Consider the following 19,220-nt stretch of genomic DNA (forward strand, 5'->3'; position numbering starts at 1 on the left):
CGGGCGGGGTTTCTGTGTGCGCGTCTCAATCCACGCGCCCGCGCCAGAGGAGGACCCCCGCCATGCCCCTGTCCGCCGTCGCCCTGTGTTCCCGCGCGCTCATCGCGATCGGCGCCGGCCCGCTCACCAGCCTGGACGACGGCACCGCCGAGGCCCAGGTGGCCGGCGCCCTGTACCCTGGTGTGCGCGACGCCCTGCTGTCGGCGCACCCCTGGACCTTCGCCACCGCGCAGACCGCCCTGGCGCGGCTGTCGGAGGTGCCGGCGGCCGACTTCGCCCATGCCTACCGGCTGCCCGGGAACCACCTGCGCACCCTGTCGGCCGGCGCGGGTGGAAGCGGGAGGGGGCTGGTCTACCGTCAGGCCGAGGCGCGGCTGTGGACCGACGCCCCCGCCGTGACCCTGACCTACATCTTCCGCCCGGACGAAAGCGCCTTTCCCGCGCCCTTCGTCGAGGCCCTGGCGGCGCGGCTGGCCGCCGCGTTCTGCCTGCCGCTGACCGAAAGCACCAGCCGGGCGCAGCTTCTCCATCAGCTGGCGGAGGATGCGGTGCGCGCCGCCCGCCTGATCGACAGCCAGCAGGACACCCCGCCCGCGCTCGCCCACTTCCCGCTGGTGGAGGTGCGCGGATGACCCGGGTCAACGTCACCCAGACCAACTTCACCGCCGGCGAGCTGTCGCCCGATCTGTATGGCCGCTCGGACCTGCGCGCCTACGTCAACGGCGCGGCCCGGCTGCGCAACGTGTTCCTGCGCCCGACCGGCGGCGTGGCGCGCCGCGACGGGCTGCGCCACCTCGCCACCCTGCCGGGGCGCGCCCGGCTGATCGCGTTCACGTTCAACAGCGAGCAAACCTACCTGCTGGTGTTCACCGACGGCCGCATGGATGTCTACCTCGACGGCGTGAAGGCCTTCCACACCGCGACCCCCTGGGACGCCTGGCACCTGCCCGGGCTGTCGTGGACCCAGATGGCCGATACGCTTCTGGTCGTCCATCCGGAGACCGCGCCCCGGCGCATCACCCGGGCCTCGCACACAAGCTGGACCATCCGCACCTGGACCTATCCCAACGAGGGCCAACGCTATTTCGAGCCCTATTACCGCTTCGCCAACCCGCTCATCAGCCTGACCCCCTCGGACGTCGTGGGCGCCATCACGTTGACCGCGTCCTCGCCCGTGTTCGCCCCGGCCCATGTGGGCACCCGCCTGCTCCTGCGGGGCAAGCCGGTCTCCATCACCGGCTATACGGCGGCCGACGCGGTCACGGCGACCCTGCACGAGGAGATCGAGAACGCCTATGCCACCCGCGACTGGGTAGAACAGGCGCTGTCGCCCGTGCACGGCTATGCCCGCAGCGTCACGTTCCACCAGAACCGGCTGGTGATCGGCGGCTCGCGCGACGTGCCGCATCATCTGTGGATGTCGAAGGTGGGCGACCTGTTCAACTTCGACACCGGCGAGGGGCTGGACGACGAGGCCATCTCCTTCGATCTGCTGTCGGACCAGCTCAACGCCATCCGCGCCGTGTTCTCGGCCGGGGACCTGGAGGTGTTCACGTCCGGCGCGGAATGGACCATCAGCGGCAGCCCCCTGACCCCGGGCGCGCTGACCGCCCGCCGCCAAACCCGGATCGGTACCCTGGGGCCGCACACCGTGCCGCCGCGCCGCGTGGACGGAGCCACCCTGTTCGTGGGCGCGACCGGGCGCGACCTGCGGGAGTACCTATTCACCGACCTGGAGAACGCCTATCAGGCCGCCGACCTCGCCCTGCTGGCCCGGCACCTGATCCACGATCCGGTGGACATGGACTACGACCCGGTGCGGCGGCTGCTGCATCTGGTGCGGTCCGATGGCCGGCTGGCCACGATGACGAACTACCGCGCGGAAAAGGTCACCGCCTGGACCCTGCAGGAGACGGACGGCGCCATTCAGGCCGTCGCGGAGGTGGGCGGCGCGGTCTATGTCGCCGTGGAGCGCGCCAACGGGGTGAGCCTGGAGCGGTTCGACCCGGCCCTGGCCCTGGACGCCGCCCTGCCCGGACAGGCGACGACACCGCGCACCACCTGGAGCGGCCTCGGTAATCTGGAGGGCCGCACCGTGCGCGTGCTGGCCGATGGCAACGATGTCGGTTCGGCCGTGGTCGCGGGCGGGGCGATCACCCTGGAGGGCCCCGCCCGCGATGTCGTCGTCGGCCTGCCCTTCACGCACGAGATCGCCCCGCTTCCCCCGTCAGTGTCCGGCGGGCGCGGCGGCGGCCCGGGCACGTTGGTCCGCCTGATCCGGGCCACGCTGCGGCTTCAGGACACCGCCGCGCTGTGGCTGGACACCGGCGCCGGCCCCTCGATCCAGCCGTTCCGCGCCTTCGGCGGCGGGCCCGTCCTCGACCAGCCACCCCGGCCCCTGTCCGGGGACCTGTCCGTCCGCGCGCTCGGCTGGCAACGCGACCCGATGGTGCCCCTGTGGCGGGTGATCCAGGACGCCCCCCTGCCCTGCACCGTTCTCAGCGCCACCCTTGAAGTAAAGGTCACCGACTGATGGCTCAGTTCGCCACCGCCTTTGTGCCCTTCGCGCTTCAGGCCGCCACCAGCGCCTGGCAGCAGTACGAATACTACGACCGGTATCAGCGCCAGCAGCAGGCGCAGGCGGCCGCCGATCAGGCCGGCGCCCAGGCTGCGCGGCAGCAGGCCGAGGCGCAGGCCACCCGAACCGCCGACAGCGCCACCCAAGCCAACCGCGCCGCCTGGCAGGAGCACGACGCCTGGGCCGCCCAGCGCGACCGCGACAGCGCCGCCGCCGTCACCGCGCTGAACCGGGATTTTGCCCGCACGGAGTTGGAGCGCGCCGATGCCCTGCGCCGGCAGGCGGCGACCGAACGCGCCCGTTTCGCCGGCATGGGGTTGGATGCGGCGGCCGGCTCCGCCCGCGCGGTGCTGTCCGGCCTAACGCAGGAGGCCGCGACCCAGACCCGGCGCGACGCCGACACGCTCACCCAGCGGACGGGCGACCTGAACCGGGACGCCCGCGCCGACATCGCCGCCGGCTGGGACGCGACGGCGCGGGAGACCGCCGACCGCGCACACGCGGCCAACCTCGACATCTGGCAGCGTCAGGTAGACCTCGACAGCGCCCTGTATGCGCGCGGGGTGCGTCAGGACGCGTTCGCCCAGCGCGATCTGCTCGACCTGTCGGTCAGCCACCAGCGCGCCGCACTCGGCCTTGTCGACGCCGGCATCGGTGCAGTCGGGGCCTACGCGCGGCGCCGCTAAGCCGCCGTCACCACCCCCCCCCAGAGGTTCCCCGGAGGAGTCCCAACCATGACCGCGCCGATCCAGATCGGGGACACGCGCCCCCGCGTCCAGTACGTGGGGGACGGCGCCCAGACCGCGTTTGCCTATCCATTTGCGGTGGACGACGCCGACGCCCTCCACGTCTATGTGAACGAGATCCGCATCACCACCGGCTTTGCCGTGGACGGGATCGGCGCGGTGGAAGGCGGCACCGTCACCTTTGCCGTCCCGCCCGCCGCCGGGAGTCGCGTCACGCTGCTGCGCCAGCTCGGGCTCGGCCGGGTCACCGTGTTCCAGCCCGGCGGGCCGTTGCGGGCCGAGGCCTTGAACGACGCGCTGGACCACCTGACGGCGGTGGACCAGCAGCTTGATGACGCCATCCGCCGCACGGTCCGGTTGGCGCCGGGCGCCGCCGAGACCGCCGACCTGACCCTGCCGGAGCCGCAGGCCGGGGCCGTGTTGGGCTGGGACGCCACCGCCACCGGGCTGGTGAACGCGGTGCCCGGTGGGGTCTCGGCCTTGCCAGCCGACCTGGAGGGGCTGCTGCGCCGACACACCGCGCGCGCCGAGGCCTGGGCGGAAGACGCCGCCGTGTCGGCGTGGCGGGCCGGCCTGCGCGACGCTGGCAGCGCGGGTGGGATCCAACCGGACGCACCGCTGGTCGCGGCCAGCCTGACCACGACGGGAAACATCACGGTCGGGGGCGCGCTGACGGTGGAGGGGGCCACGCTGTCGGCCTGGGGCCGCACGCTGCTGACCGCCGAGAATGCGGCGGCGGGGCGCACGGCGCTCGGGCTCGGCCCGGTCGCGACCGCCGACCGCACCGCCTTCGCCACCGCCCTGCAGGGTACAACCGCCGACACCGCCCTTCAGCCAGGGGATGACGCGACCCTGGGCCTGCTGGACTACACCGCCGGCCGGCCCCGGGCGCACACCGCGACGGTCCGCGCCGCGCACACCGTGACCCTGACCGAGGGCGAGATTCAGACCCTCACCCTGACCACCGACACCGTCCTGACGCTGCCGGACCCGCCGGCCGGACGCGGGGCGTCGATGCTCCTCGTCCTGATCCAGGACGGCACGGGGGGACGCACGCCCGCGCTCCGGACGGCGGACGGCGCTCCGCTGCGCTGGCTCGGCAGGAGCGCCCCGTCCTGGCAGACCGCCGCCGGCGCGTTCGACGTCGTGGCCGTCACGCACGCGGGCGCCGTGTCGTTCGCGGCCCATATCGGGGCCCATATCGGGGAAAACGCCTGATGCCCGGCAACGCCATCCCGCGCACCATCCCCGTGTTCATCCGACCCGCCAGCGGGGATCGGCTCGATCTGGTCACGGCCGGGGTGATCCAGCCGGCCGCCACGTTCTCGCGGGCCTCCGCGGCGATCCTGTGGGACGGCACCGCGTTCCGGGCGGTCGATCCCGACGTCCCGCGCGTCGAAGGTGGCGCGCTGGTCATCGAGCGCGCCGCAACCAACAGCGCGTACCACGCGACGGACATAGGGGCGCTCTCGTCCAGCTCCGCGATCATCACCCCACGCGACGCCTTCGGGGTCGGGGCCTGGGCCACGCTGACCGCCAACGCCGACGGGTCGGCCCTGCTGATCGGCAGCGCCGACGGCATGACGGTCGGGGAGACCTACACGTTCTCCTGCTACGTCCGCGCGGGGACACGCGACCACATCTTTTTGCAGGGTCGGCAAAGCGGGTATCCGAAAACGATCTTCGACCTCGCGGCGGGCGCAATCAGCGCCGAAGCGTCCGAGTACACCAGTGCCATCACACCGCTTGGCAACGCCGTCTTTCGCTGTTCCATCCGGTTTGTTTCGGACACCGCGGGATCCTACATCGTCGCGCTTGGCTTCACGGCACAGACCGGGGACTCGGTCGACGTTTACGGCCGGCAGCTTGAGCGCGGGCCCGGCCCCACGTCCCTGATCGCGACCAGCCGCGGGTCCGCGACGCGCGCCGCCGACGTCCTGAGCCACAGGCCCACAACGGCCGGCACCGTGCACCTGATCGGCACCGCCGCCGACGGCACCGCGTACCCGGCGGACACCCCCGGCACCGCCCCGGTCACCGCCGGCATCCCCTGGACCGCCCCACCCGGCCGCTGGTCCGACGTGTGGGTCACGCCCGCCGCCTGACCCGCCTCCCCCCTCCATCCATTCCGTCCTGCTAGTTGCCATGGAGACCGGCATGACCGCCCTCTATCCTACGGTCCATCTGCTCGCCCGCCCCGACGTCACGCCGTCCGGCCTGACGATCGCCCGAACGTCCCCGGCGACGCGGATGACCGCGTTCGGCCGGGTGGAGCGCGTTCCGGCGGACACCCTGCGCCACGATTATGATCCGCACACCGGCGCCTATCGGGGTTGGCTGATCGAGGCGGCGCGCCGCAACGCGCTCCTGTATTCCGAAAGCCTTACCCACGGTCTGTGGATCGCCCGCGCCGCCAGCGTCCGTGTCGCGGATGTCCCGGCCCCGGACGGCCTCAGCGCGGCCTTTACGCTGACCGAGACGGCCGGCACCGCCATCCACACTCTGTACCAGGAGGACCGGTCGTTCACCGCCGGGCAGACCTATGCGCTGTCGGTGTTCGCGCGCGCCAACGGACGGGAACGGCTTCAACTCGTGCTGCCCTCGACCGCGTTCGGCGCGGTCCAATCCGCCGTGTTCGACCTAACGACCGGCACCATCGGCTTTGTCGAGGGCGCCGCGATCCCCACGCTGGAGGCCCTGGCCGACGGCTGGTACCGCTGCGCCATCACCGCAACCGCCGCCACCACGGTGACTATCGCGCCGGTGCATCTGCGACTGCGCGATCCCGGCGGCAGTTCCACCTACGCCGGGGACGGCACCCGCGGCGTCCTGCTGTGGGGCGTCCAGCTTGAGGCCGGGTCGGGCGCCACCAGCTACATTGCCACCACATCGGCCCCCGCCGCCCGCGATGCGGATCGGATGAGCCTGCCCCTCGCCGGCCGGGCCATGAACCCGAACGAGGGAACCATGCTGGTGCTCGGGACCGTGCCGGCGGGCCAGGGCGCGACCCTGGCGACGCTCCACGACGGCACCAGCGACACGCACCTCGCCCTAACGCGCGCCGCCGACGGGACCGCCGGAGGCACGCTCGTGACCGGCGGGGCGACCCGCGCCGCCCTCACCCAGGGCGGTGTGGACGGCGGCGCCGAAATCCGAATCACCGCGGCCTATGCCCCGGGAGACCTCACCCTGGCGGCGAACGGCAGCGTTCCGGTCACCGATCCCGGCGGCGCGCCCCCGAGCGGCCTGACGACCCTCGGCCTCGGCGGCACGGCGACCGGTCCGACCGGCGGGCGTGTCTGGGTGCGTCAGGTGGGACTGTTTCCGCGCCGCCTGACCGACATCGACCTTCAGGTCATCACCGCCTGACGCCGGAGCCCTTCCCCGCGTTCGTTCCGAGAGGATCATCATGACCGCCGCACCCGCGCCCGACACCGTCCCCGATCTGTCCGCCGCGCGCGACCGCCTGCGCGCGTCCCTGCCCGAGACCCTGCACCGTGCCCTGGATGCCTACGACGCCTTCGCCGCCCGCCCCGTGCCGGAGGACGCCAAAGCGTTCAGCGCCTGGCAGACCGGCTGCAAGGCCGTGCTGGCCCATATCGAGCTGCTGCTGAAGCTGGCGGGGCGGGTCGGGCTGGACCTGTCCGACGCCGGGGACGACGACCCGCTGGCCGCGCTCCTGGCCCGCGCCCGGGCCGCCATGGCGGAGGGCGACGGGACGGATGAGGAGAGCGAGGGCGACGAGGACGCCCCGGATGACTGATCCGCGCCTGTCGTTCCCGGAGGTCCTGTGGATCTGGAACCACGTCCAGGGACGCGGCACCCCGGCCCATCACCAGCGCATGGCGCGCTGGCTGGAAGAGCGCTGGGCGGCGCGCGACCGGGGGTGCCTGCTGATGGCGTTCCGGGGTTCCGGCAAGTCCACCGTGGTCGGGCTGTTCTGCGCCTGGCTGCTGGCGGGGTGGCCGGACACCCGCATCCTGGTGCTGGCGGCGGAGCAGGGCTTGGCCGCGCGGATGGTGCGCAACGTCAAGCGCATCCTGGAGCGTCATCCCGCCACCCCGGGCCGCAAGCCCCCGCACCCGGACCAGTGGGCGTCGGATCAGTTCACCATCGTCCGCCCGACCGAAAGCCGCGACCCGTCCATGGTCGCGCGCGGCATCACCGGCAACATAACCGGCACCCGCGCCGACCTCATCATCTGCGACGACGTGGAGGTGCCGAACACCAGCGACACCGTGACCAAGCGCGCCCATCTGCGGGCGCGCCTGAGCGAGTTGGATTACGTGCTGACCCCCGGCGGCGTGCAGGTCTACATCGGCACGCCGCACGCCTATCAGTCAATCTATGCCGCCGAGCCCCGGGTGGAGGCGGGCGAGACCACACCGTTTCTGGACGGCTTCCCGCGCCTGGAGATCCCGCTTCTAAACGCGGCCGGCGCCAGCGCGTGGCCCGGGCGCTTTTCACCCGCCACCGTCGAGACCATCCGGCGGCGCCAGGGGCCGAACAAGTTCGCCAGCCAAATGCAGTTGCGGCCGGTCAACCTCGCCGACAGCCGCCTCGATCCCGACCGGCTGCGCGTCTACGACGACGCCCTGAGCTACAGCGAGGCACGTGGGCGGCCGGTGCTGCGCCTGGGGGAGCGGCGACTGGTCTCCGCGTCGTGCTGGTGGGACCCGGCCCTGGGCGATCCCACGCGCGGCGGCGATGGGTCCGTCTTAGCCGCGCTGTTCACCGCCGAGGACGGAAGCTACTGGCTGCACCGCGTCGCCTATCTGACCGCCTCGGCCGAGGGCGACGCGCCGGACGACGCCGCCTCCGCCCTGTGCCGTCAGGTGGCCGGAATTCTGGACGCCCTGCACCTGCCCGCCGTGACGGTGGAGACCAACGGCATCGGCCGCTTCCTGCCGGGCCTGCTGCGCAAGGCCCTGCGCGAGGCCGGCGTGGCGGCGGCGGTGGTCGAGCATGCCTCCTCCCGCGCCAAGGCCCAGCGCATCGTCGATGCCTTCGACCCCGTGCTGGCGGAGCGCGCGCTGTGGGCGCACCGCTCGGTGTGGGAGAGCCCGTTCATCGCCGAGATGCGCGAATGGCGCCCCAACGGCGGCGGGCACGACGACGGCCTGGACGCGGTCGCCGGCTGCCTCGCCAGCCAGCCGGTACGGCTGGGGCACGGCGCGGCGGCCAGAGCGTCCCGGGCGGGCGACTGGCGCCCCGGAGCCGCGTCCGTCACCGCCGCCGAAACGGACTGGCGGCCGTGAGTTCGGGATGCGCTCAAGGGGTTATTTTTGCGTGTCGGCGACGCGCTGTTATACTGAAACGTCGTCGGATTGACGCGGTCCTGGTTCGGTCCATCGAAACCGACGATCCTAAGGGAGTGCCAGCGGATGACACAGGACCTCTCCGAGAAAGCTTTAGCGGCACGACGCCTCCGGCGCCGTTTATCGCCGGAAGAAGACGCGAATCCGGACTGGATCAAGCGCTGCAACCCGAAGACGTGGTCGCAGTCGGAGAGGGACTCATTGGCCGCTCTTTGGAAGCGGTTCCGAGTAGCGCGCTCCCGCGGGGAACTCGAGGTGTATACCACGCGCGTTCGGGAGTAGAGGACCCCAAAAGGCCCCCGAAAAAGGTATCGTATCTTCGCTCGCAGGCTTGAGGGAGTGCACCAGGATACCGTCATCGCACACGAGAGCGGGCCCGTCGCCATCAGGCCGGTCGCCGCTGAACCGCCCCCCGTCTTCAAGACCCCCACACCGGATCAGATCGAGGCGATCCTGCGGGATCCTCTGGGCGGCGGCGCCGTGGCTCTGTTGGAGGACGCGAATGGCGACGGGTTCGCCTGGCGGCGCGAGACCGCACCGCCACACCTCATCATATCGCACGACCTGGAGGAAGCGGTCGGAGCCGTGTTCTCTCCGGGGCAGCCGCTCAACCGCCACGTTGCCCGAAGCCTGGACGAAGCCATGACCATCATGCGCGATCGCGGTGTTTATAGGCAACACCGCTCGCCAAGGCCGCACGCCCGCGTCGGTCGCGAAAGACGATCAGCGCGGCGTCGCTTCCGGGGGGCCCCATGTACGCCATGAGGATATCCGCTGGGCCCGGCGGGTCTGCTGTCCCGTTCGCCCAGGCCTCAACCTCCCCAACGGGCGAACGGATGATCCCGGCCAACTCTTCCACGGTTATCGCGAGGTCCTGGAGCAGACCGGCCACCGGCGGCCTCTCCGGCGGCGGCTGGAGGGGCGGCGGAACCGGCGAAACCCGGCCCTCGGGTGACACCGTATACGGTCCTGGGCTCGCCCAATCGTCGCCCTTGATGGGTTGGTCGAGAGTCGTGGGCCATGCGTAGGGAAGAACGTAGACCATGTATTGACCCGGCGGGACCTGCGCGCCGGCCTCGTCAACGGAGCCCGCGTCCAAAATGGCAACAATGGTCGCGTCGCGAACAAAACAGAACCGAAACACACCGCGGCCGTTGTCAGTCTCCCACAAACCATGGGGCTTATTTGGACTGGGCATTCCGGTGCCTCCGTCGTTTCGCGGCATCACCTTTGCGCGATCTCCGCGCTCTGTTATACTGAAACGGCGTCGGATTGACGAGGTACCGGTTCGGTCCATCGCCCCCGACGATCCCCAGGGAGTCCGACGGATGACACAAGACGCCTCACGCATGACATTGGAGGGCGCGCCGTGTCTGCACCGTTTGTCGCCGGAAGACCGAGCGCGACCGGCCTGGAGTCTGCGGTGCGACCCGAGGACGTGGTCGCAGTCGGAAAGGGACTCATTCGCCGCAGAGTTAAGGATGTTACGAGCGGCACGCGCGCGCGGTGAACTGGAGATAATTGTCTAGAGCGAATCCCGAGCGACCTGGAACAGATCGCCGGCCACGAAAACGGGGACGATCTGCGCCAGTTGCCACTTAAGGATGACAGCCCGCGGCAGGGCCGTCCAAACACGCGCGGGCAACGATCCGAAGGGAGTCCGACCGATGACACAGGACCTCTCCGAGAAAGCTTTAGCGGCACGACGCCTCCGGCGCTGTTTATCGCCGGAAGAAGACGCGCAGCCGGACTATATCAAGCGCTGCAACCCGAAGACGTGGTCGCAGTCGCAGAGGGACTCACAGGCCGCCCTCTTGAGGCGGTCCCGAGCCGCGCGCGCTCGCGGAGAGCTCGAGGTGTATATCTAACGCAAGAAGGACCGGGCGGCCCCGAAAATACAGTCGGTATAGTCGAACACGACGATCCGACCGGAGCCGCCGGATGACGTCGTGGGGACGATTCACACCGAAGGATCCGAAAAAACCCGGACGATCTGGGCGATGACCGAGTCCGATGCAATGGACAATGCCATCCGGTTTCTGCGCACCGTGGCCGACGACGGCCAACGGATCGGTCTGGACGCATAGACGCTCCGCGCCGCCTCCCCTCCTCCTGTCCATTCCCCAACGGAGACACCCATGCTTGACGCCGAGTCCCACCTGCTGTGGGTCACGGCGGTCGAGGTGCCCGTGCTGGGCGCCTTGTTCTGGCTGGTCTGGCGCAACCGCCGGGACACCGACGACCGCCTGACCGAGACCCAGCGCCGCGCCGACATCGCCATCGCCCAGACCAAGGACGCCCTGACCGCCTTCAAGCTGGAGGTGGCGCGCTCCTATGCCTCGATCAGCACCTTGAAGGACGTCGAGGCCCGCCTGACCGCCCACCTGCTGCGCATCGAGACCAAGCTGGACGAGACCCGCGCCCGCGCGCTGGAAACGCATGGGCCGTAGCCATCCTGAGACCGCCCAGACTTAAAACACGACTCAAAAGGGGCCGCGATGAAGAAACTCGCCCTTGTGGTCGGACACACCCGGGCGCGGCCCGGCGCGTTCGCCGTCGCTCCCATCGGGCAGAGCGAGAACACCTGGAACACCGATCTGGCGACCACGATGAAGGCCATCGCGGACACCGACGCCGACGCTGGCCACCCCGGCGCCGTGTCGGTGTCCATCTTCACCCGCGATGACGGCGGCGTGGTCGGGGCCTATCGCCGCGCCCGCCAGTGGGGCGCCGATGCCGCGCTGGAGCTGCATTTCAACGCCGCCATGCCAGCCGCCACGGGCACGGAAACGCTCTACCTCACGCCCGCGTCCCAGGGGTTCGCCGCGGTCATCCAGGCCGCGACGGTGGCGGCGCTGGGCCTCCGCGACCGAGGCATCAAGACCCCGCACGCGGCCAGCGGGGGGCGCGGCGCGGCCAACCTGTCGCAGATGGGCGCGCGACCCTCCATCCTGACGGAACCGTTCTTCGGCTCGAACCCCGGCGACTGCGCGGCCGCGCACACCCGAAAGCGGCGGTTGGCGGCGGCTCAGATCCGCGCGGCGGGGCACTATCTGAACGCCCTGTACGACGGCGATCCGGACGATGTCGCAACCCTCCCCGTCGCCCTCAACGGGCGCGGCGCCCCCGCCCGATGGACGATCCACCCTCCTGACGCGCCCCGCCGGGTCCGTGCCTTCGGTGCGCGCAAGCCTTGATTCGCTGTGTCGGAGGGGTAGAAGAAACGGGCCGTAAGGCCAACACCCATCCGGAGGGACCCCGACCCCATGTCCGACCGCACGACGTCCGAGAGTACGAAATACCTGCTTCCCGAGGAACACCTGCCCAAGGCTTGGTATAACCTCGCCGCCGACCTGCCCGGCCCGATGCCCCCGCCCCGGCATCCGTTGACCGGTCAGCCGATGGGTCCCGACGATCTGGCGCCGATGTTTCCCAAAGGCGTTCTGGAGCAGGAAGCGAGCACCGAGCGCTATATCGACATTCCGGCCCCCGTCCGGGAGGTCTACCGCCTGTGGCGGCCGTCGCCGCTGATCCGCGCGCGGCGCCTGGAGAAGGCCCTGGACACCCCGGCCCGCATCTTCTTCAAGTACGAAGGCGTCAGCCCCGCCGGCAGCCACAAGCCGAACTCCGCCGTCGCCCAGGCGTTCTACAACCAGCAGGACGGCATCAAGCGGCTGACCACGGAGACCGGCGCGGGCCAATGGGGCTGCTCGCTGGCGTTCGCGGGCAACCTGTTCGGCCTGTCGGTCGAAGTCTACATGGTGCGGATCTCGTACAATCAGAAGCCGTACCGCCGCGCGCTGATGGAAACCTACGGCGCCACCTGCATCCCCAGCCCGTCGCCGAACACCGCCGCCGGTCGCGCCATCCTGGAAGCCACCCCCGAGTCGAACGGTTCGCTGGGGATCGCGATCTCCGAGGCGGTCGAACTCGCCCTCAGCCGCGACGACACCAAATACGCCCTCGGCAGCGTCCTGAATCACGTCTGCCTGCACCAGACGGTGATCGGCGAGGAAGCCATGCTTCAGATGGAGATGGCGGACGCCGACCCGGATATCGTCATCGGCTGCGTGGGCGGCGGCTCCAACTTTGCCGGACTGTCCTTCCCCTATATGCGCGAGAAGCTGAAGGGCAAAAAGGTCCGGTGCATCGGCGTTGAGCCGACCTCCTGCCCCACCCTGACCAAGGGGTCGATGGCCTATGACTTCGGCGACACCGGCAAGCTGACGCCGCTGATGAAGATGCACACCCTGGGCTCGAATTTCATGCCCCCGGGCACCCACTCGGGCGGGCTGCGCTACCACGGCATGGCGCCGATGGTCAGCCAGGCCATGGAGCACGGTCTGATGGAGGCGCGCTCCTACCAGCAGACGGAATGCTTCGCCGCCGCCGTGGAGTTCGCCCGCCTCGAGGGCATCGTCCCGGCGCCCGAATCCTCGCATGCCATCAAGGCCGTGCGGGACGAGGCCCTGCGCTGCAAGGCCGAGGGCAAGGCGGAAACCATCCTGTTCAACCTGTCCGGCCACGGTCACTTCGACATGCAGGCCTACATGGACTACTTCGCGGGCAAGATGACCGACACGCCGTTCGATGACGCGGCGTTGCAGGCATCGCTGGACACGCTGCCCAAGGTGGCGGTGTAGTCGGGGCGCGGGGCGCCGCCCGGGCCAACTCGGCCCCGGTATGGCGGCGCCCCTCCCCTTGGAGACGTGCCCTCATGCGCCGACGCCCCGCCCTGGCCGTGCTCTGTACCTTCACCACCCTCGCGCTGTTGGCCACGGCCTGGGGTATCAGCGATGTCCTGCACTGGCGCGCCGCCGTCCTGCGCTGCGAGCCTTGGGTGCCCATCGACACCGCCGCGGTCTGGTTCACCGGCTTTCCGGCGGTGGCCGCCCTGCCGCTGCTCCGCCTGACCCGCTCGGCGCGCGCCCACCGCTGGATGCTGGCCGGCGCGCTCGTCCTGTTCATCGCGGTCCCCCAGGTCACCGTCGGGGTGGTGTCTCAGCCCGCGGAGGCGGCCGGCTATCGTGGGCTCGAGACGCTGACGCTGGTGCCGCCCGGCGCCGTCACCTTGCATACGCCGGCGTGCCCCGACAGGCGCCCATGACGGGGTGGCAAAACGGGGGTCCGGGACGACGACCGGCCGGCCCTCCCCGCAGCCAAACGCCATCCGGTGGCAGCAAACGCCCCGTCCCCGCGTGAGTTGCGGCGGCCCGGTCCTATGAAAAAACCGTGTCTTTTAGGAGTTTTGTTGTGATCGATATTGACGACGGATGGACCGGGCCGCGCTGTTGACCGCCGTCAGCGGATCGTTGACAATTCATCGCCTGCTCCTTCCGGAAGGCACGTCTTTGTCGGTGCCGACACGGCGTCATGCCGTGCGGATGCCGCGCGAAACCGTTCTTTTTTCTCCGCTCAGACATGACACGGGACCATGAGCCGGCAAGAGGCGATCAACAAGAAGGTCCTGGAACTCCTCGGCCGCTTCGACTCGGTAGACGTGTCGGCGCTGATGGCCGAGATTTCTCAGGTGGATGCCAAGGCCATCCTGCAATCCGGCGTGCTGGTCGACAGCAAGGGCGTGGTGCGGCTCGGTCAGGTGGGCGTGATGGAAGCCCTGCTGACCCTGGCGCTGGGCGGCAAGCCCACGATCGCGCTGCCCAAATCGATGGCGCCGGTCCGCAACGCCCTGATTCTGTTCCTGAAGCTGAACAACACCGACACCTTCGGCTATGGAGCCGAGGATACGCCGGGCAAGTGGGCGTTCCGCATCCTGGACATGCTGTTCCTGCGTTTCGCGGAAACGAACACGCTGACAATACGCGACCGTCTGGTGCTGCTGCGGGTGTCGGAAAACCCGGTCTGGCAGGCGGCGTTCACCACCGCCCTCCAGCTTTACCTGCAACTGGAGAAGGGCGGGACCGACTTCATCCGCAAGGTGGATAACCCCGCCGTCGGCGCCGCCGGCAAGGCGTTCAAAAGCGCGGTGGAGATCCGGCGCGCCCGTATTCCCAAAGTGAAGTACGGCAACCCGCTGGCCGGGTTCAAGGAAATCACGGAATACTCCATCGGCCAGTATTTCGAGGGCGCCGACCTCAACGACGCCATGAGCCAGGCCCTGGTGCAGGCGCAGCTTGGCACCGCCGGCGACGAGGGCAAGGTGCGCTTCGCGCGCTTCCTGGCCGAGAACCGCATCACCCCGGACATGTTCCCGACCACGGTCTCGCAGCTCTATTCGGTGGTGGGGCAGGCCATCCAGTTCCAGCCGACGGAAGAGGAAACCTCGCTCACCCTGTATGCCTTCGCCAAGACGCAGGGCCAGCAAAAGCAGATCGAGCGGGTGTTCGCCAACTTCGCCGAGCCCGCGTTCTCGGTGGCCGCGAAGCTGGCCCGCCTGATGTCGTTCGAGGGGCTGGACGCGGGCGATGCCGCGGGGCTCATCACCCGGTGGATGCGCGAAACGCGGGCCCTGCGCGACATCCGCCACACGGATCTCAAGCTGCATGTGCAGGCCGTCGTCGAGGGCATGCCCGCCGACGAGATGAGCCACTTCAGCGCCTTCCGCCAGGGCCGCACCCTGTCCGGCAACATCGCCGACAAGGAGCTTCAGTCCTATGTGGAAACCCGCTGCCGGCTGCTTACCCTCAACGCCGTGAACCGCAAGATGCGGCGGGTCGAGGAAACCGTGGGCGAGCAGATGAAGGCGGCGGAAATGTTCGTCAACCGCCCCGGCAAGCAGGTTCTGAAGGACATGACCTTCGGCATGGAGGATTTCTTCCGTACCCTTCAGGGCGTGTTCCGGGACATTTTCGAGGCTAGCGACAAAACCCGGCAGATGCAGGTCCAGCAGCTGGACGCCTTCACGAAGAAATACGGCCCGCTGTCCACCGTCTCCCTGCTGACCCCACGCGAGCCGGACATGCCGACCGGCAAATGGATCGAGCAGTCCCGCAAGAAGCTGAACACGGTGCCAGCGCACTTCTTCGGCACCCTCACCGCCGGGACCTGACCCGAAGAACAGGCGCCCGGCGGTGGGCGTGTGTCGTGCGCTGCTGGCGGACTTACTCGGCGGCGGCCGCGTGCTCGGGGAACAGGCCGGCGAGACCGGCCGCGCTGGCGTCGCACACGCCGCGTTCCGTCACCAGACCGGTCACGAGGCGGGCCGGCGTGACGTCGAACGCCGGGTTGGCGGCCGGGCTGCCCTCCGGTGTCACGGTGATCCACGCGGTCTCGCCCGAGTCCAGGCGCCCCCACAGGCGCTGCACCTCGCCCGGGCCCCGGTCCTCGATGGGGATCTCGGCGACACCGTCGCGCACGGTCCAGTCGATGGTCGGACTGGGCAGCGCCACATAGAACGGCACGCCGTTGTCCTTCGCGGCCAGCGCCTTCAGATAGGTGCCGATCTTGTTGCAGACGTCGCCGGTCGCGGTGGTGCGGTCGGTGCCGACGATGCAGACATCGACCATCCCATGCTGCATGAAGTGGCCACCGGCGTTGTCCACGATCACCGTGTGCGGCACGCCGTGCTGGTTCAGCTCCCACGCCGTCAGGCTGGCGCCCTGATTGCGCGGCCTGGTCTCGTCCACCCACACATGGACCGGGATGCCGGCATCGTGCGCCTTGTAGATCGGTGCCAGCGCCGTGCCCCAGTCCACCGTCGCCAGCCAACCCGCATTGCAGTGGGTCAGGACGTTGAAGCGGTCGGGCGTGCCCTTGTGCTCCCACAGCGCGCGGAAGACAGCCAGGCCGTGCTCCCCGATCGCCGCGTTGAGGGCCACGTCCTCGTCGCAAATCGCCTCAGCCCGGGCGAGCGCGGCGGCCGCGCGCTGGTCGGCGGGCAGCGGCGCGAGACGGGTCCGCAGGTCATCCAGCGCCCAGCGCAGGTTGATCGCCGTGGGGCGGGTGGCGAACAGACGCTCGTACGCGGTGGCCAAGCCCGCGTCGGAGGCATCCTCGCGCATCGCCAGCGCCAGCCCGTGCGCCGCCGTGGCGCCGATCAGGGGCGCGCCCCGCACCAGCATGTCCTTGATCGCCCGGCAGGCATCGTCCAGCGAGGCAAGCCGCGTGGTCTCGTAGCGATGCGGCAGGCGCGTCTGGTCGATGATCTCCACCGTGCGGCCGTCCTCGGCCAGCCAGATGGTGCGGGTGGGCGTGCCGTTGACTTTCATGATGAGGTCCCCTGCCGTCGATCATGGAACGGGCGGGCGCGATCCCGGATCCGCCCACCGCTCCGTTGTGGCGCGATCTGTTTTATCCCAGCATCCGGCCGGCGACGGCGTCCAGCTTGGCCATCAGGGCCGGATCGCGCGCGTCCGGATGGGTGATGAGCGCGGCATCCAGCGCGTGCTGGCAGCCCTTGGCGCAGGCCGTGGTTTGGCCGGACAGATGCGGCGCCACCGCCTTGACCAGCGCGCGGCCCTTGTCGGCGTTGTCCAGCAGCACCTTCACGATGGCCTCGACCGTCACGGCGTCGTGGTCCGGATGCCAGCAGTCGTAATCCGTGACCATCGCCACCGTGCAGTAGCAGATCTCGGCCTCGCGCGCCAACTTGGCCTCCGGCATGTTGGTCATGCCGATGACGTCGCAACCCCAGGCGCGGTACAGCTCGCTTTCGGCGCGGGTGGAGAACTGCGGTCCCTCCATCACGAGATAGGTGCCGCCGCGCTGGTGCGGAATGCCGAGATCGCGGCACGACTCCTCGACCGCGTCACCCAGGCGCCCGCATGTGGGGTGCGCCATGGAGACGTGGGCCACAAGTCCCTCGCCGAAGAAGCTCTTTTCGCGGGCAAAGGTACGGTCGATGAACTGGTCCACGATCACGAAGGTGCCGGGCGGCAGGTCGGCCTTCAGCGAGCCCACAGCGGAGACGGACAGGATTTCGGTCACCCCGGCGCGCTTCATGACGTCAATGTTGGCGCGGTAGTTCAGGCCCGACGGCGGAATGCGGTGGCCGCGCCCGTGCCGGGGCAGGAACACCATCGGCTGGCCGTCCAACTCGCCGAACAGAAGCTGGTCGGAGGGCGTGCCCCATGGGGAGTTCACCGTCTGCCAGCGCGTGTTGGTCAGCCCATCGATATCGTACAGGCCCGATCCGCCGATAACGCCGATGACCGGTTGTCCGCCCTGGTCCGCCATGTGCTCTCTCTCCCCTGGGATGCGGTGATGATGGCGCATCCTAAGGCACGAACGGGACGCGGCAAGGGCTTTTCGCCCGCCGGCCCGGCCGAAAGACAGGGCGCCGGCGCGGGTCAGCCGGCGACCGCGTCCATCGTTGCCCGATCCAGATGAACCGTGAAGGTGGAGCCCTCGCCCACGACGCTCTGGACGTCGAGGGTTCCGCCCATCCGCTGCACCAGTTGGCGGGTGATACGCAGGCCGAGGCCGCTGCCTTCGATTCCGTCCCGGTTTTCCGCCACGCGGTGATAGGCCCGGAACAGGTTCGGGATGTCGCCGGGCGCAATGCCGGTCCCGGTGTCGGCGCAGGCGACGGTGACCCGATCCCCCTGGACGCGCGCCGCGAGGGTCACAGAGCCGCCTTTCCGGTTGTACTTGACCGCGTTGGAGGCGAGGTTGATGAACACTTGGCGCAGCCGCAACGGATCGCCCCACACGGCCAGGGACTCAGGCGCCGTCACGGTCAGGGTGACGCCCAGCTTGTCCGCGAGGGGCCGGAGCAGACGAACCGTGCTGGCGAGGATCGCGTCCAGGGGCACCGGTTCGGAGCGCAGCGCGCTCTTGCCGGATTCGATGGCTTCCGCCTCCAGGGTCTCGGAGATCAGCACGGTCAGATACTCACCCGAATCGATGATCAGATTCAGGTATTCGCGCTGCTTCGCCGTCAGCGTGGTGTCCGCCCCACTCATCTTGAGAAGGTGGCCGAAGCCGGTCACCGCGTTCAACGGCGTGCGCAATTCATGCGCCATGGTCGCCAGAAAAGCGTCCTTCATCTCCATCAGGCGCTGGGTGCGCTGGCGCTCGCTCTCCGCGGTCAGCGCGACCATGCGGAGTTCGATCAGGTCGACCACGGATGCCGCCAGTTCGGTCAGCGTCGTGCGATCCGGCGGTGTAAGCGGCGCGCGCGGCACCGTGTCGATCACGCACAGCGTACCCAGCCGATAGCCCTCCCGGTCCACCAGCGGCTTGCCCGCGTAGTAGCGGATGTACGGCGGACCGGCCACCAATGGGTTGCCGACGAAACGGGGATCGCCCGTCGCATCGGGAACCTCGAAAATATCGTCGTCCAGAATAGCGTGGGCACAGAACGCCACGTCGCGCGACGTCTCCCGCACGTCCAGCCCTTGGCGCGCCATCAGATACTGCCGCTTGGCGTCGATCAGGGACACCAGCGCGATCGGTGTCTTCAGCAGGCGCCTGGCCAGACTCGCCAGCCGGTCGAACTGGGGCTCCGGATCGCTGTCGAGCAGCCCGGATCGCTGCACGGACCGCAGGCGTTCCGCCTCATCCCAGGGAAGAACGGCACATTGGTAGCCGGTCGGACCCTCGCTCATGGCATTCGGCTTCCTTGGCGTCTTCTCCGGCGATGCGGCCGCCGACCCGCCCTCTCTGGGTGGAGAATGC

Annotated in this window: 17 protein-coding genes; 14 read left to right on the plus strand and 3 right to left on the minus strand. The window is 69.7% G+C overall.

Going from position 1 to position 19,220, the window contains the following annotated elements; genetic code table 11:
- The first annotated feature begins 62 nt into the window (after positions 1-62).
- From GGD82_RS12300 to GGD82_RS12365, 14 genes are all read left to right on the plus strand, one after another.
- Entirely contained in the window at positions 63-632 is a 570-nt protein-coding gene (locus GGD82_RS12300) for a phage connector family protein (protein ID WP_150062462.1), read from the plus strand.
- Positions 629-2,533 (plus strand): phage tail protein, encoded by a 1,905-nt coding sequence (locus GGD82_RS12305; protein ID WP_150062461.1) that lies wholly within the window; start codon positions 629-631, stop codon positions 2,531-2,533. The genes GGD82_RS12300 and GGD82_RS12305 overlap by 4 nt, the downstream gene beginning before the upstream one ends.
- Positions 2,533-3,264: a hypothetical protein gene (locus GGD82_RS12310; RefSeq protein ID WP_150062460.1), complete on the plus strand. Its 732-nt coding sequence runs from the start codon at positions 2,533-2,535 to the stop codon at positions 3,262-3,264. Before GGD82_RS12305 ends, GGD82_RS12310 begins: the two co-directional genes overlap by 1 nt.
- Before the next feature lie 48 nt (positions 3,265-3,312).
- A complete protein-coding gene (locus tag GGD82_RS12315) occupies positions 3,313-4,542 on the plus strand; it encodes a hypothetical protein (RefSeq protein WP_150062459.1) in 1,230 nt (409 codons plus the stop codon).
- On the plus strand, positions 4,542-5,429 hold the full coding sequence (locus GGD82_RS12320) for a phage head spike fiber domain-containing protein (RefSeq protein WP_150062458.1): 888 nt from the start codon (positions 4,542-4,544) through the stop codon (positions 5,427-5,429). The genes GGD82_RS12315 and GGD82_RS12320 overlap by 1 nt, the downstream gene beginning before the upstream one ends.
- A 52-nt stretch (positions 5,430-5,481) precedes the next feature.
- Positions 5,482-6,693, plus strand: coding sequence for a phage head spike fiber domain-containing protein (locus tag GGD82_RS12325; protein WP_150062457.1), 1,212 nt, complete (start codon positions 5,482-5,484; stop codon positions 6,691-6,693).
- Positions 6,694-6,733: 40 nt separating this feature from the next.
- Positions 6,734-7,087 carry a hypothetical protein gene (locus tag GGD82_RS12330; RefSeq protein WP_150062456.1) on the plus strand — a complete coding sequence of 118 codons (354 nt, stop codon included), beginning with the start codon at positions 6,734-6,736 and terminating at the stop codon, positions 7,085-7,087.
- A complete protein-coding gene (terL, locus tag GGD82_RS12335) occupies positions 7,080-8,582 on the plus strand; it encodes a phage terminase large subunit (RefSeq protein ID WP_150062455.1) in 1,503 nt (500 codons plus the stop codon). The genes GGD82_RS12330 and terL overlap by 8 nt, the downstream gene beginning before the upstream one ends.
- Before the next feature lie 2,009 nt (positions 8,583-10,591).
- The gene (locus GGD82_RS12340; protein WP_170284284.1) at positions 10,592-10,729 is read left to right on the plus strand and encodes a hypothetical protein; all 138 of its coding nucleotides are present in this window, start codon (positions 10,592-10,594) and stop codon (positions 10,727-10,729) included.
- 51 nt (positions 10,730-10,780) lie between these two features.
- Positions 10,781-11,092 (plus strand): hypothetical protein, encoded by a 312-nt coding sequence (locus GGD82_RS12345; RefSeq protein WP_150062454.1) that lies wholly within the window; start codon positions 10,781-10,783, stop codon positions 11,090-11,092.
- A 48-nt stretch (positions 11,093-11,140) separates the two neighbouring features.
- Positions 11,141-11,839 carry an N-acetylmuramoyl-L-alanine amidase gene (locus GGD82_RS12350; protein ID WP_150062453.1) on the plus strand — a complete coding sequence of 233 codons (699 nt, stop codon included), beginning with the start codon at positions 11,141-11,143 and terminating at the stop codon, positions 11,837-11,839.
- Between the two features lie 69 nt (positions 11,840-11,908).
- Entirely contained in the window at positions 11,909-13,285 is a 1,377-nt protein-coding gene (locus GGD82_RS12355) for a TrpB-like pyridoxal phosphate-dependent enzyme (RefSeq protein WP_150062452.1), read from the plus strand.
- Between the two features lie 74 nt (positions 13,286-13,359).
- On the plus strand, positions 13,360-13,749 hold the full coding sequence (locus GGD82_RS12360; RefSeq protein WP_150062451.1) for a hypothetical protein: 390 nt from the start codon (positions 13,360-13,362) through the stop codon (positions 13,747-13,749).
- Between the two features lie 327 nt (positions 13,750-14,076).
- A complete protein-coding gene (locus GGD82_RS12365; RefSeq protein WP_150062450.1) occupies positions 14,077-15,651 on the plus strand; it encodes a hypothetical protein in 1,575 nt (524 codons plus the stop codon).
- A 52-nt stretch (positions 15,652-15,703) separates the two neighbouring features.
- Here GGD82_RS12365 and mtnA read toward each other — a convergent pair whose 3' ends face one another.
- The 3 genes from mtnA to GGD82_RS12380 form a co-directional block, all read right to left on the minus strand.
- Complete coding sequence (gene mtnA / locus GGD82_RS12370) at positions 15,704-16,810, minus strand: S-methyl-5-thioribose-1-phosphate isomerase (RefSeq protein ID WP_150062449.1); 1,107 nt, start codon at positions 16,808-16,810, stop codon at positions 15,704-15,706.
- An 82-nt stretch (positions 16,811-16,892) separates the two neighbouring features.
- Positions 16,893-17,777, minus strand: coding sequence for an S-methyl-5'-thioadenosine phosphorylase (locus tag GGD82_RS12375; protein ID WP_150062448.1), 885 nt, complete (start codon positions 17,775-17,777; stop codon positions 16,893-16,895).
- A gap of 113 nt (positions 17,778-17,890) precedes the next feature.
- A complete protein-coding gene (locus GGD82_RS12380; RefSeq protein ID WP_170284283.1) occupies positions 17,891-19,150 on the minus strand; it encodes a sensor histidine kinase in 1,260 nt (419 codons plus the stop codon).
- Positions 19,151-19,220: the final 70 nt, after the last annotated feature.

Origin of the sequence: Roseospira marina, assembly GCF_014197855.1 — a bacterium.
In the GTDB taxonomy this organism is placed as follows: domain Bacteria; phylum Pseudomonadota; class Alphaproteobacteria; order Rhodospirillales; family Rhodospirillaceae; genus Rhodospira; species Rhodospira marina.